Source organism: Desulfatiglans sp., from assembly GCA_012513605.1.
Classification (GTDB): domain Bacteria; phylum Desulfobacterota; class DSM-4660; order Desulfatiglandales; family HGW-15; genus JAAZBV01.
Window position 1 is genome coordinate 1 of the sequence record JAAZBV010000103.1, and the last position, 14,851, is coordinate 14,851.

Below are 14,851 nucleotides of genomic sequence, written 5' to 3' on the forward strand. Positions count from 1 at the left end.
GGCGGGAAAGAAAAGAACGTGGTGAAAATCATAATGAGATTAATGAAGCAAAAAACTGGATTGCTGGACAATTAAGGATCGGCACAAAGAAAACACTTGCTCTATCAAAAAAGAAACTTTTCAACAAAGATCAGTTAAATGGTATCAGGGTTATATTTGGCGGTGGCGGTCATTGTGATTTTCCATACAAAAAAGCGGTAATGGAACCATTTACAAGTAATATTTTTCGTGAAGAATTACATCCGGATGAGATTGGAATGCCAGTCCCAAAAGATTTAGACCTGAAAGAGCATGAATACAAGTGGATGAATCGACTTAATGTTGCGTATGGGTTATCCTTTGAACAAGGGGATCTTGCTCCATACACTTTTCCTCCAGATGATCCAAAACCTGAAGAAATATGGCACCCAACAAGGCAGCGCAGTACTGCCCCAACCAAGGATGAATGTTAATTATGAAAGTAGGGTACGTAGGTAAAAAAGTAAATTCAATAGTTTGATTTACCTTTCCTTTACTCCTTTCCACCTCTTACTTTTAATGCGGCAGAAAGTCACATAAAGGTGATTTTACCTTTATGTCTTTTTCTTTATCCCGCACCACCGGTAATACAAGGTGAGACGGGTACTCCCTGCTATGGTAAACAGTGATATCGATGGAGCGCGGAGAAGGGCCAGTGACATAGGAGCTTTTTGAATCCCACAGATTATAATCCTTATCCTCACACGCTATCTGCAACCATATTTTATGTCCCTTTTTAAATGTATTAAAAATGGGTACAAGCTCGATCTGAAATTCATATACGGTATTCGGCTCAAGAATTTCAGGGTCAGTAAAAGAATGCCATGGATTTCCCGGCTTTGATCTTGATTCATCGAGCCTTCTGAATTTTGTCTTGAGGTTTCCATAGCTCCACAGGTTAACCTCTTTTGGTGTCCACGCATCTGTCCAGTCGGGTCTAAGGAATGGTTTTCCTGTTACCGGGTTCAGTGCCGGGCCATCCGGGCCGATCTCACCAATTTTTATAAAAAATGCCCAGTCAGAGGGCCTCTTCTCGGTGGTTGATGCATAAAGGGTCATGCTGACAGGCCCTTTTATTGTAATATCCTCTTCAAGCGGAGGAGTGGTGAATGCAAGGAACTCTTTGTTATCCGGGTTAGGGAGAAAGATGAAAGAGCCCGGTATCTGTCTTTTAACTGACGGATGTTTAAAAGTGCTTGAATCTTTCTGCCTGCCTGGAGAATCTTCGCCCAGAGAACCCCATGGTGAAGTAGACGTCAAACCGGTTCCAATATAAAATCTTTTCCATTCGGTTCGCCTTACAGGATATTCATCTTCATATTGCCATCTGCCGGTTCCGTTATCATAGATAGCGACTTCAGGTTCATCCATGATCCCGGTATCAATCTCTTTAAGCCAGTAATCAAACCACCTGAGCAGGTATTCATTAATGGCCTCAGTCTCAAATATGAATGGCTGGTAACGTGATCCGGCCCATGGGGATATGATTAATTTTTTTGGTGATCTGATGCTGTTGTAATGTGAAAGATGCTGTGTGATATGGAGATCATTGGCAGCAGGTGCAATACTCAGAACCGGGACATTAATCTTATCCATTTCACGCCATGCCCCTCCGTGTTCCCAGTAGAACGGGCCATCCTCGCTGTTTGCGAATATCCCTGCAATCACATTTTCAGGGAGTTCCTTGCCGGGTAACAGGCCGGGCCATATGGCCTCCTGTAAAATCTTGGATACAATGTAGATAACAAAGGATGATCTCAGCACACTGCCCGGATAGATCATCCCCCTGAAATTATCAGTGGTCCCCGGGCACGGTACAATACATTTGAGATGAGGGGGATTTTGAATCGCTGTAGACCACTGGTTAACCCCGAAATATGAGGCGCCCATCATACCTACATTCCCGTTGCACCATGGCTGTTTAGCGAGCCACTCTACGGTGTCATACCCGTCTCTCGCCTCATTTTGACCATGAAAGCAGAACTGTCCCTGGGAGAAACCGCTTCCCCTTGCCTGGAGCTGGACAAGGACATAACCCCTTGGGCAATAGAATCGAGGCAGGGCTCAAGGGGAAAGAATGAACGTCCAACATCGAACATCCAACGTTAAACATCGAATGAAAAGAGATAAGAAAGAAAGGCGCAGGGGGAAATGAAAAACACATGGGGGCGGGAATGAAGGCTTATGTATTGGATACCAATCCATTTTCCGGATTGTGAGCAAACCTGTCATGATATCTATGTTAAACTGAAAGTATAAGCTTGAAATTTTCTTTATTATAGTAAATAAATGTAAATTAAGTGATTTGTAATTCTCAACAGGGACATAATACCTTGGACTAAGGCCTTTAAATGGAATATCGATTATATTAATTCCATTGAAATGGGGAGCTATGCATAGCAAACCTACATACGATGAACTGATAAAGAGGATTCACGAGCTTGAGGCCATTAACCGCAGGCTTATTTCAAATGAAAAAAAATTCCAGTCCTTTTTTAATCATGCTGGGATTGGTATCTGTATGATAGATTCCACCACAAGCAAAATAATTGAATTTAATGATGTTGCCCATAACAGCCTTGGCTATACCCGCGAGGAGTTCGGTAAACTCTTCATCCATGACATTGATCCGAGTGTTAATGAACGCTCCATACTAGAAAGACATGAGAAAAATGAGAGTGGTTCATATGTATTTGAGACACTCCACAGGGCAAAAAATGGTGATTTAAAGAATATGCTCATCAGTTATGTCCCTGTTGATACTGATAATAGAAATCTGATCCAGTCTGTTCATATTGATATAACAGAGCGTAAGGAGGTAGAAAACAGGCTTAGGGAGGCGATCAAAACAGCAGAAGATGCCAGTCAGTACAAGAGCGAATTTCTTGCCAATATGAGCCATGAGATAAGGACACCTATGAACGGCGTAATAGGCATGACCAGCCTGCTTTTAGATACACCTTTGAACAGTGAACAGCAGGAATATGTGCATACCATACGAAAGAGTGCGGATTCACTCCTTTCAATCATCAATGACATACTTGATTTCTCAAAGATCGAAGCAGGAAAGCTCGATATTGAGATACTTGACTTCAACCTGAGGAATGCCATAGGAGAGGCTATGGAGGTGCCCTCTGTAAATGCCCATGAAAAGGGTCTTGAGTTTTCCTATTTTATAGATCATGACATACCTTCAATGTTAAAGGGTGACCCTGGCAGGCTCAGGCAGATACTTATCAATCTTATTAACAATGCAGTCAAATTCACAAAAGAGGGTGAGATTGTTACCAGTCTGACACTTGCAAATGAGACTCCCACCCATGTGAAGATCAGGTTTGAGGTAAGGGATACAGGTATAGGTATTTCTCAGTCAGATGTCCAGAAGCTTTTCCACTCTTTCCAGCAGGTGGATGCATCAAGCACCAGAACATACGGCGGCACAGGGCTGGGGTTAAGCATCTCTAAAAAACTTGCAGAGATGATGGGTGGTGAGATAGGGGTTGAGAGTGAACCTGGCAAGGGATCGAACTTCCGGTTTACTGCGGTTTTTGAAAGGCAGATAAATACACATGATGATGAGCCCCTCATGCCTGACGAGATAAAAACCAGACGGGTGCTTATTGTTGATGACAGCAATACAAATCTCAAGATACTTGGGGGGTATCTCGCAAAATGGGGCTTTATCTATGATGAGGCGCAAAACGCAGAAGTGGCAATAAAACTGCTTAATGCAGTATCAAAGGTGGGTGCCCCATATGACCTTGTCATCACTGACATGCAGATGCCGGGCATAGACGGTATTGAATTCGGTAGGAGGGTAAAGAGCGACCCTGCACTTAAGAATACCAGGATGATCATGCTCACCTCAAGAGGCATCAGAGGCGATTATACGGCTATGAAGCAGATCGGGTTTGACGGCTATCTTATAAAACCAATTGGCAGAAACCACCTTTTTGACTGTATAGTGACCGTGCTTTCCAGGGATACCTCCAGGGCAAGCCATAAAAAACAGCCTCTTATCACACGCCATACACTATCAGATGAGAGGGTCAAAAAGGTCAAAATCCTTCTTGCAGAGGATAATATAATAAACCAGAAGCTTGCCTTAAAGCTTCTTGAAAAATTTGGGTTTCAGGCAGATGCAGTGGCAAACGGCGAGGAGGCAGTAAAGGCCCTTGAGATGATTAATTATGATATTGTGCTTATGGATATCCAGATGCCTGTCATGGATGGTTACAGGGCTACTGCTGTTATCAGGAGCCCTGAATCAAAGGTGCTTAACCATAATGTGAAAATTATTGCCCTTACAGCACATGCAATGAAGGGCGACAGGGAAAAATGCCTGGAGGCTGGCATGGATTACTATATCTCAAAGCCTATTAACCCCAATGAGCTGTATAGCGTCATAGATCAATATATATAGTATCTACTTCCCGCAGCATTTTTTGTATTTCAGGCCGCTCCCGCATGTGCATGGATCATTTCTGCCAATCTTGGGTGTTTCACGTATCACCTGTTTTGGTTTTGGCACTACGCCATCCATGAATATCCATTTCCCCTCTATCTTTTCAAATGAGGCCAGTTCATGGTGGGTTATATCCTTCTTGTTCTGCCTGAAACTTGCGATAAACTCCACTGTGCCCTTTTCATCATCAGGGCCTCCCTCTATGGTCTCTACGATCTCAAGCCCTTTCCATTCTGAATTCTGTGCCCAGTCCTTTGTCTCTTCAATATTAAAATCCTTCTGCTGGTCAGGGGATACTGTTTTATAGAGATAATCTATATCTGCCTTTACAAAGGCGCTGTACCTTGCCCTCATAAGTCTTTCAGCAGTCTCAGCCTCCTTTAAGCCCTGTAAAAAGGGGGCACAACACTCATCATAGGATTTGCCGCTTGAGCAGGGACATTTTTCCATATCTGTTCTCCTTTAAAATGAAGATCATTTTTATAAAAGTGGAGGTATCTATAATAATTATCCCTGTTTTATGTCAAGAATAAGTTCAATAGCAATCAAAAATATTGATGAATAAAAAGGATTGTTGTATCCTCCCTCAATTCCTTCAAATAAAAACAAAACAGGTGGGATCTATGGATTCACTCACTATTTTTAAACGGTTTACTGAACTTAAAATCATCCCGGTTGTTACAATTGAGAGGTCTCTCTATTCACTGGAGCTGGCTGATGCGCTTATTGAGGCTGGCCTTCCCTGCGCTGAGATTACCCTCCGCACGAATGACGCCTTTACTGCTATCGACAAAATAGCCTGTAACAGGAAAGAGGTGCTTCTGGGGGCTGGCACTGTATTGAAGGTGGATCAGGTGAAGGAGGCCATCGACATGGGCGCAGGTTTTATTGTTACCCCTGGGTTCAATCAGAAGGTTGTTGAATATTGCATTAATAACAGTATTACTGTTATACCCGGAACAAGTAATCCCACTGACATCGGTATGGCCCTTGATTATGACCTGACGCTGGTCAAATTTTTTCCTGCGGAGAATTATGGCGGTGCAAGCACCCTCAGGGCGATGAGCGCACCATATCCAATGATGAGGTTTATACCCACAGGTGGTATTAATATAGGAAATATGATGGACTACCTTGCATTATCCAGTGTGATAGCAATAGGAGGAAGCTGGATGGTGGAAAAGGGGCTTGTTAATTGTGGGAATTTCAGGGAGATTACCAGGCTTACAAAAGAGGCTGTTAATCTCGTCAAAGGTTAAGAGGTGAAATAATGCCTGTTCTTGAATTAATAAAAAGAGATGAATGCAGATATGATCTTGTTTCTCTTGGTGAGGTGATGCTTCGCCTTGATCCGGGTCAGGGGCGGATACATACCTCAAGGAATTTTAGGGTATGGGAAGGCGGCGGCGAATATAATGTGGCAAGGGGTTTAAGAAGGTGCTTCAACATGCGGGCTGCTGTTGTCACTGCCCTTGCAGATAATGCGATTGGCAGGCTTGTTGAAGATCTGATACTTCAGGGCGGTGTTGATACCTCCTTTATTAAATGGCGTGAATATGACGGGTGCGGCAGGGAGGTAAGAAACGGGCTTAATTTTACTGAAAGGGGTTTCGGTATAAGGGGCGCTATCGGTGTTTCAGACAGGGGAAATACAGCAGCATCACAGCTCAAAAAGGGTGATATTGACTGGGAATATATATTTGGTAAATGCGGGGTGAGGTGGTTTCATACAGGGGGTATATTTGCCGCACTTTCAGAAACAACACCGGATGTTATAGAAGAGGCAATGTGTGCCGCTAAAAAATATAAAACCATTATCTCCTATGATCTTAATTACAGGGCCAGCCTGTGGAAAAAGAGAGGTGGTGAAAAAAGGGCACAGGAGATAAACAGGCATATACTCAAATATGTGGATGTCCTGTTTGGAAATATAGAGGACCTTACAGCAAGACTCGGATATGAAACATCTCCCATAAAAGAAAATCAGATAAATATCGATATAGTAATGTTCAGTGAGATAACCGATAGCATACTTGCTGATTATCCTGGAATGAAAATATTAGCGCCAACACTCAGGAATTCCAAGTCTGCCTCCATAAATGACTGGGGCGCAATATGCAGGGCAAAAGATAATTTTTATCAGGCAACACGGAGGGAAAACCTTGAGATATTTGACCGTGTAGGAGGTGGCGACAGTTTCGTGTCTGGCTTTATCTATGGGATGATGAGGTATGATGACCCTCAGAGGGCAGTAGAATATGGCGCTGCCCATGGCGCCCTTGCCATGACAACCCCCGGAGATAACTCCATGTCAAATTTAAACGATGTGGAAAGCCTTATTAGTGGCACAGGCACAAGGATGGTGAGATAGATATGGCAATTATTAATGAAGATAGACTCTTTCCTGCAGAAGAGAAGACCAGAATTATCGCCCGTGCCATCTATAATCAGATAAAAGAACTGCCCATAATAAGCCCTCATGGCCATACTGACCCTGCATGGTATGCTGAAAATATTAATTTTACCGATCCTGCCGCACTTTTTATTATCCCGGATCATTACCTTGTAAGGATGCTTTGCTCTCAGGGTTATACTCATGCGGAGCTGGGGATTAAGCCGCGTGACAATACCCCGTATGAAAAAGAGCCCAGGAAGATATGGGATATCTTTGTAAAAAATTATCACCTTTATTCAGGTACACCTACAAGGATGTGGCTTGATTATGTGTTCAGCGAGATATTCGGCATAGAAGAGGAGCTTAATGAAGGGTCATCTGAATCCATATATAACCATATCGATACGAAACTAAAAAGCAAAGAGTTCAGGATCAGAAATCTATATAAAAGATTCAGGATAGAGGCTATAAGCACCACTGATGAGCCAAACAGCGATCTTGCTCATCATAAGAAGATCCGGGATGAATGGGATGGAAGGGTAATCCCCTGCTTCAGGCCTGACTCAATCATGGACCCTCTGCATGAATCATTCATTCATGAGGTAAATAAGCTGTGCAGTGGAGGTTCGGAATACCTGAAATATCTTGATGCAATACAGGAACGCAGGTTTTATTTCAAAGAGATGGGCGCTGTTTCAACTGATCATGGCTGCCTTGAGGCATATACTGCGGAGCTTTCAGATACACAGATGCAGGGGTTGTTTGATAAGGCCATGAAAGGTCAGATCAACCAGGGTGAGGCAAGGGAATTCCAGGGCCACATGCTCATGGAGATGGCCCGCATGAGCATTGAGGATGGCCTTGTGATGCAGATACACCCCGGTGTGTACCGAAACCACAGCAGTATGATCTTTAAGCGCTTTGGCCGTGACAAAGGGGTTGATATACCGGTTGAAACAGAATATGTAAAGGCGTTAAGGCCTTTGTTGGAACGTTATGGCCATGAAAGAAATCTAAAGATCATCCTGTTTACACTTGATGATACGAGGTATACACGGGAGCTTGCGCCTTTGGCCGGTTATTATCCTGTTTTAAGGCTTGGCCCTGCATGGTGGTTTAATGACAGCCCAGAGGGCATGATGCGCTTCAGGGTATCTGTCACAGAAACAGCAGGTTTTTATAATACTGTGGGGTTCAATGATGATACAAGGGCCTTTTTATCCATATCGGCCAGGCATGATATGGCAAGACGTGTGGATGCATCATATCTTGCCAGGCTTGTTGCAGAACACAGACTCACAATGAGTCAGGCAGAAAGGGTGGCCTGTGATCTGACATATAATATCCCAAAGGAAAGTTATAGTTTGTAAATTAATATTAAAGGAGAAATTATCATGGAAAAATTTAATAAACAGGAAGATAAAAGTTCATTTTTCTCTACATTATCAGTTGTGTTTGCTGTAATGTTGCTGGCTGTTACATTAATGGCAGGGTGCGAAACAAAAAACGCGGAATATGAAAAACTGCTGGACCGTATCCAGATTGAGGACATGATTGTAAAGTATTATGTTGATATGGGGGAGGGGAAGCATCATGACCTTGCCATGTACTATACTGAAGATGCAATACTTGATGTAAACAATCAGGTCTCAAAGGGTCGTGAAGAAATAGAAAAATTGTATGCAGGTGTGGGTGGGAGCGGAGAGGCCGCATTTAGTGGGAAAATGCACATGCTGCTCAATAATGCCATTATTGAAATTGATGGGGATACTGCAAAGGCCTGGTTTATCTGGACAGGTGTAATGAATGAAGATATTAAAGCTCCACCACGCTTTCAGGAGCAGGGCCGAGAGTATGATGAGCTTGTGAAAATAAACGGCAACTGGTTCATTACAAAAAGATATATCACTGCTGACAGCGGTTTACCTGAAATGTGGGAAAAGAGCTATAAACCAAGGTCATTCAGGTAGGGAAAAAGGTACTACTGATCATGCAGAATGGCTTCAGGGAGACACTTCAGTTTTATCTGGTTGACTGTAAGACCCCCATCGGGAAGGGAATAGATGTCATCATTATTATGATGAATCTATTTATCTGTGCCATTCTGGTCATAGAAACCTATGTAGTAGATCAGGAGATACTGTCCCTGCTATGGCAGATAGAAAAGGTGATAGTGTTTCTCTTTATCATTGAATATCTGGCAAGGCTTTATGGCGCTGACAATAGGGTCAGGCAGTTGACCGATATCTACAACATAATGGACCTTATTGCCATTATGCCTACACTCATCCTTATTGTTTTTCCATATTTGGGGCTCACTCACGATGTGCAATTTATTCAATTTATAAGAATAATAAGGATATTCAGGATCTTCAGGTTTTTCAGGTTTCTTGCCACCCCCGATTTTTTCTTTGGCAGCCTTACAATACATGTACTCAGGGTCACAAAACTGTTTATGATTATTTTTATGATCTTTTTTATATCTTCAGGGTGTTTTCTTTTTTTTGAAAAGGCTGCAAATCCGGGTGTTAAAACATTTGGTGATGCCTTTTATTTTACAGTCGTTACATTAACCACTGTTGGTTTTGGAGATATTGCGCCTGTTACAGGGGGTGGCAGGGCTGTTACTGTATTAATGATAATATCTGGCATTATTCTTATACCCTGGCAGGCAAGCCAGATTGTTAAGGAATGGGTGCATATTTCAACAAAAAGGGATGTCATATGTAAGAAATGCGGATTAAGATATCATGACCGGGATGCCTCACACTGTAAATCCTGCGGCAGCATAATCTATCAGGAGATAGAGGATTAAAATATGCTATGAACATCCTTAATTATCCCCATGAAATAATCCTCTCTTCCGAGCAGATAAAAGAGAGGGTCTCTGAACTTGGACAGGAGATTACAAGGGATTATATCGGCCATGATCTCCTGGCTATCTGTGTTCTGAAGGGAAGTATCCTCTTTTTTGCTGATCTGATCAGGGCTATTGACCTTCCCCTTACTACCGATTTCATATTGGTCTCAAGTTATAATGGCAATAAAGAGTCATCAGGAAAGGCGGAAATAAGGCATGACATTACCATGCCTGTAAAAGATAGGGATATACTCATTGTGGAGGATATTATAGATACAGGGATATCTGTTGACCGGATTGTTGAACATCTTAAAGAGAAGGGGCCTAATTCAATAAAGATATGCGTCCTTCTTGACAAGAAAGGGGCAAGAAGTCCATCGTGTAATATCAGGTGCGATTATTCCGGTTTTGATGTCCCTGAAAAATTTTTAATAGGCTATGGCCTTGACTATAATGAAAAATACAGGAATCTGCCCTTTATTGCAGCAATGGATTAAAATTGCTTTTGCTGAAAGCTGACTGATTCACATCTAAAAACGTCAGTTACCGGATGCATACTATGTGGAATATTTCTTAAGAACCTCTTTAAGCTTCTCAATATTTACAGGTTTTTCCAGGAAATCGTTCATGCCAGCCTCAGTAGCATTTTTTCGGTCTTCCTTAAGTACAGCGGCTGAAAGGGCGATAACAGGGGTATCTTTGCATATCTCTTTGCGTATGATTTTTGTTGCATCAATCCCGTTCATCTCAGGCATCTGCATATCCATAAAAATAATATCATAAGGATTATCTTTCCGGAGAATTTCAACCGCTTCTTTGCCGTTTCCGGCCTTGTCTATAATAATCCCATACTTGCTTAATAATGTATCCATCAGTTTCATGTTTATAGGGTTATCCTCAACAACCATAACCTTCAAACCCTTGTATGAGATCTCCTCAGCCATATGTCTTGTTACTATATTACTTTTATCCTTGCGTTTATCTCCCAAGACTGTTCTTATTACATTTATCATCTCTTTTCTTAAGATCGGTTTGGATAAATATCCATCAAACCCCTTTATACGTGCATTCATGGACTGGCCTGGTATTGCCTCTGATGTGGCGGCAATTATCTTCAGATTCTTTAGTTTATCGTTTTGCCTGATCATTTCTATAAATCCATACCCGTCCATCTCCGGCATCATCATGTCACTAATGATGATATCAGGCATCATAGTAGCTCCTGCAAGGTATTGAAGCGCCTCTTCACCTGAGCGGGCAACAAGCATGACCTCCATTTTGGCTGTTGTGCAGAACTCGCTGAATATCTCCCCGGCATTGATGTTATCATCTACAATAAGCACACGTTTGCCATTCAATGCATCATGGCTTACCGGTTCAATCTCCTTATTAATGATCGGCTTTGCCTGTTCTAGTTTCAGGGTGAAGATAAACTCGCTTCCTTTTCCCTCGCTTGATTCCACCCATATCCTGCCACCCATTTTTTCAACAAATGCCTTTGTAATGGACAGACCAAGGCCTGTTCCGCCATATTTACGGGTTGTTGAGGCATCTGCCTGTGTAAATGCTTCAAATATGGCCTCTTTTTTACTCTCAGGGATACCGATACCTGTGTCTCTTATAGATATCCTGATGATGCGCATCATGCCCGGTTCACCTTCACCCATTGTGTCTTCAGGGGCAGGGCCGATGGTGGTGAATACTTCACCCTTTTCAGTAAATTTCAGGGCATTACCTATAATATTTATCAGTACCTGGCGGATTCGCGTTGGGTCTCCCTTGAAATATCTTGGCCCGCTTTCCATCCTGTACAATACGTCAACCGCACTGCCTACCATCTTTGACCTGATCATGGAGAAGATACTTTCAATAAGGTACATGAAATCAAACTCTATGGATTCAAGTGAATACTTCTTCTCCTGTACCTTTGAGAAATCCAGTATGTCATTAATAAGTGAAAGCAGCATGTTTCCGCTCATCTGCATGGTGACCAGATAATCCTGCTGCATCTCATCAAGGCGTGTCTCCTTTAAAAGCCTTGTGAAACCTATAATTGCATTTAAAGGTGTCCTTATCTCATGGGACATATTGGCCAGGAACTGACCCTTTGCCTCAAGGGCGCTTTCTGCCTGTTTTTTTGCCGCAATGAGGGCAGTTTCTATCTTTTTGCGTTCATTGATCTCTTCGGCAAGCTCATCCCTTGAAACGGTTGTCCTTTTCAGGTCCGCTATCATCTGGTTAAAGCTTTTTGCAAGTTCACCTATTTCGTTATTTGATGTAATCTCTATATGTGAATCAAGATCCCCCTCACCAATCTTTTTTGCAGTATCTCTAAGATCTATCACCGGTTTTGTAATCTTCTTTGAAAGAAAGATACTTATCAGTACAGCGAGGAGCAGACATGAAAAAAGAAAAATGATTGTCCTTTGCAGCGAATCAATAATATCCCTGAATGCCTCAACAGCAGGGAGTTCAACAATAACAGCCCAGTCAGGATTCCCCAGTTCTGCATAAACCGCTACAACCTGGTTATCCTTAATGCCTTTTGTTATCTCCCCATTTGTTTTTTCAGTTGAGATGTTTGAATTGATATACCTGGACACCTCATGAAGATCATTAAGATTCTCACCCTTTAAAACCCTGCTTGTATCACCAAAGGCCAGTAGATTTCCTTTTTTGTCTACAACGTAGGCCAAACCTGCTTTACCTATCTTCATTGCCCCAACAAGCTCCCACATGAACTTGAGGTTTATTTCGGCAGTTATGAAACCCTGGTAATTATCAAGGACATCCATTAATGGTATGGCCACTGTCATAAGGGGCTCATTGTTTGAGGAATCAATATAGACAGTACTGATATAAATATTGCTCTGTGATAACCCCTGCTGAATAATCTCGACATCCACCGCCTTAATCTGATCTATTAATATCCTGGATATTCGTGATGCCCTGTATATCTCCCTGGCATTTTTATCAAACAGTATCAGTTGCCGAAAAGATGGGTCCAGCCCCAGGATTTTATCCATAACCAGTCTCTGGTCTTCCCGGTCGGGTGATGTCAGGTTTCCAAGGATTGCAGCGGTTTGAAGTATCTCTATTTTTTTATGGATATATGTCTTTACAGAATTGGCCGCATCTCGCGCAATCAACTGCTGTTGTGAAACGACCTGTTTTTTCTGATTATTATAGCTGAAATAGAGTTCAAGGCCGCTTGCAATAAGTAAAACAAGTACACTCACAGAGACAAAGGCGATTGTCAGAATAACAGTCAGGCTGTGAAATTTGACAGTTTTATTGCTCATAAGTGCTGACAATGCTTAAAAATTATCTCCTTTATTGGCCAAATCCACCTTGTGAAAAATAACTAAAAATTATTAATAATATTATAAACTAAATATAAGTAATATTAATTAACATATTATTATTAACATATATAAAATACCATAATTTTACAGGGCACAAATATTTATTCAGGCTGCAAATGAAATGCCAAAAGTGAGAATTAACAATAAAATAGATAAAAATGAGGTTTTGTGCTGGTAATTTTTTTTTGACAAAATGTAGGGGCAAATAATTATTCGCCCTTACGCTTTGCCCTGAAACAATCATTCATACCTCACCTTTGCAGGTTTCCTGTCCACTGTCCTGTAGAAGTGCACCTTTGGATAACCGAGTATGATAACGCTGTAGACACTGTTCCCTTCCGGCAGTTTTAATTCTTCCATTACAGCAGGGTAGTTGTTTGCGGCCCCTTCAAATATCCCTATATAGGTGTATTCCAGCCCCATTGTCCTTGAAAGGAGCCCAACGGTTGTTGATGCGATAACACAGTCATCTTTTCTGGAGAATGCCTGCACAGGCGCATGAAAGATCATAACTGCCGGGGCATTATAAAATACCGGGTCAATACCTGCATCACGGCTCTCTCGCATCATCTCTCCATAAAAGGCGATCATCTCCATGAGTTTTATCTCACCTTCATCCGCCTTTCCTGTCAGCCTCATTGCCTTGGCCTTTTCACCTGACTCTTCCCCGTTTTTAATCATGAAGTCCACAGTAAGGTCTGACAGCTTTTTCCTCTTTTCAGGGTTTTGTATTAATAGGAGCTCCACCATCTGGCTGTTGCTTCCGGTTGGCGCATACCTCACAATGTCAACCAGTTTTTTGATATCTGCATCAGGTATCTTTTTATCTGTAAATACCCTGTGAGACCTCCTCTGTCTTAAGAATTCAAAGAGGTCATCAGGTGAAATGAAATCACCCTTATTTATTACATGGAAATTTGTCATATCCATTTGAGAATGGCTTATTGCGCCTGTCGGGCAGAGTGCAACACACCTGCCGCATATTGAGCAGCAGTTTATGTCTGCATGTGCCAGCACCTTTTCATCTGTTTTTGAAAAACACCTTGTACATTCCTCAAGGCATGCCCCGCAAATGCTGCATCTTGAATAATCTATTTTCACCCAGCTCATCACCATCCCTCCTTAATAAAATATTGACTCTAATAAAGATCAATAATGAATTGATTTTAAAAGGTCAATGCTTTTGGATATAAGCCAAATCCTGCTAAAGTTGAGAAAGTACTACCACGCTTAAATACGAGTTTTTCTTTGACACTTAAATGCAATGTTCCTATACTCCGCCAAAAATCTGTAATTTTCATGTGACTTGCCTCAAAATGTATTAATGTGATTTTATATTATTATCAGAGAGTAACAGGCTTAAATGTGATAGGTTTCTGGAGAATATCCTGTGGAAATAAAAATGTGGTGGATATGGGCGGTTTTTACTGCTGTCTTTATTGTTGTGGAATTTATTCGTAAAGGCTCATTCATACTATGGCTTGGCTTTTCTTCTGCGGTCTCCTGTATTTTATCTTTTCTTGAAGCCTCTCCTGCAGGGCAGATTGCTGTATTTTTTAACCTCTCAGGCATACTGATACTTCTTGAACGGCGATTTAATGAGCGCTATCGGTTCAAGACCCATCAGGAGATGGGTGAATTAAAAGAAATCGGTATCAAGAGAAAGGGTGATCCGAATATTTTCCGGCGGACCGGGCCTGTCTGGGAGGTGGTATTTAATGGTGATTCTTTTACCATCAAGCATTCAA

General features: G+C 41.9%; 13 protein-coding genes. 9 read left to right on the forward strand and 4 right to left on the reverse strand.

Annotation, left to right across the window (positions count from 1 at the left end):
* Positions 1-452, forward strand: a 452-nt coding sequence (locus tag GX654_14240; protein ID NLD38022.1) for a hypothetical protein, incomplete at its 5' end; no start/stop codon positions are given.
* Between the two features lie 82 nt (positions 453-534).
* Here the strand turns inward: GX654_14240 and GX654_14245 are convergent.
* Positions 535-1,911 carry a CocE/NonD family hydrolase gene (locus GX654_14245; GenBank protein ID NLD38023.1) on the reverse strand — a complete coding sequence of 459 codons (1,377 nt, stop codon included), beginning with the start codon at positions 1,909-1,911 and terminating at the stop codon, positions 535-537.
* 499 nt (positions 1,912-2,410) lie between these two features.
* Between GX654_14245 and GX654_14250 the strand changes: the two genes are divergently transcribed.
* Positions 2,411-4,441 (forward strand): response regulator, encoded by a 2,031-nt coding sequence (locus GX654_14250; protein ID NLD38024.1) that lies wholly within the window; start codon positions 2,411-2,413, stop codon positions 4,439-4,441.
* 3 nt (positions 4,442-4,444) lie between these two features.
* On the opposite strand, the gene GX654_14255 is transcribed toward GX654_14250, so the two are convergent.
* Positions 4,445-4,933, reverse strand: a complete 489-nt coding sequence (locus GX654_14255) for a YchJ family protein (GenBank protein ID NLD38025.1) — start codon at positions 4,931-4,933, stop codon at positions 4,445-4,447.
* A gap of 173 nt (positions 4,934-5,106) precedes the next feature.
* Here GX654_14255 and eda point away from each other — a divergent pair, with 173 nt between their 5' ends.
* The 6 genes from eda to hpt are packed head-to-tail and all read left to right on the forward strand — an operon-like array spanning position 5,107 to position 10,235.
* Positions 5,107-5,742 (forward strand): bifunctional 4-hydroxy-2-oxoglutarate aldolase/2-dehydro-3-deoxy-phosphogluconate aldolase, encoded by a 636-nt coding sequence (eda, locus tag GX654_14260; protein NLD38026.1) that lies wholly within the window; start codon positions 5,107-5,109, stop codon positions 5,740-5,742.
* 11 nt (positions 5,743-5,753) lie between these two features.
* Complete coding sequence (locus tag GX654_14265) at positions 5,754-6,854, forward strand: sugar kinase (protein NLD38027.1); 1,101 nt, start codon at positions 5,754-5,756, stop codon at positions 6,852-6,854.
* Positions 6,855-6,856: 2 nt separating this feature from the next.
* Positions 6,857-8,248: a glucuronate isomerase gene (uxaC, locus tag GX654_14270; protein ID NLD38028.1), complete on the forward strand. Its 1,392-nt coding sequence runs from the start codon at positions 6,857-6,859 to the stop codon at positions 8,246-8,248.
* Between the two features lie 24 nt (positions 8,249-8,272).
* Positions 8,273-8,848, forward strand: a complete 576-nt coding sequence (locus GX654_14275) for a nuclear transport factor 2 family protein (GenBank protein NLD38029.1) — start codon at positions 8,273-8,275, stop codon at positions 8,846-8,848.
* A 20-nt stretch (positions 8,849-8,868) separates the two neighbouring features.
* On the forward strand, positions 8,869-9,693 hold the full coding sequence (locus tag GX654_14280; protein NLD38030.1) for a potassium channel family protein: 825 nt from the start codon (positions 8,869-8,871) through the stop codon (positions 9,691-9,693).
* Between the two features lie 8 nt (positions 9,694-9,701).
* Positions 9,702-10,235, forward strand: coding sequence for a hypoxanthine phosphoribosyltransferase (hpt, locus tag GX654_14285; GenBank protein ID NLD38031.1), 534 nt, complete (start codon positions 9,702-9,704; stop codon positions 10,233-10,235).
* A 60-nt stretch (positions 10,236-10,295) separates the two neighbouring features.
* On the opposite strand, the gene GX654_14290 is transcribed toward hpt, so the two are convergent.
* Entirely contained in the window at positions 10,296-13,052 is a 2,757-nt protein-coding gene (locus GX654_14290; protein ID NLD38032.1) for a response regulator, read from the reverse strand.
* A 291-nt stretch (positions 13,053-13,343) separates the two neighbouring features.
* Entirely contained in the window at positions 13,344-14,213 is an 870-nt protein-coding gene (locus tag GX654_14295; GenBank protein ID NLD38033.1) for a hypothetical protein, read from the reverse strand.
* 280 nt (positions 14,214-14,493) lie between these two features.
* On the opposite strand from GX654_14295, the gene GX654_14300 reads away from it, so the two are divergent.
* Positions 14,494-14,851: hypothetical protein (locus tag GX654_14300; protein NLD38034.1), on the forward strand; the 358-nt coding region annotated here is incomplete at its 3' end.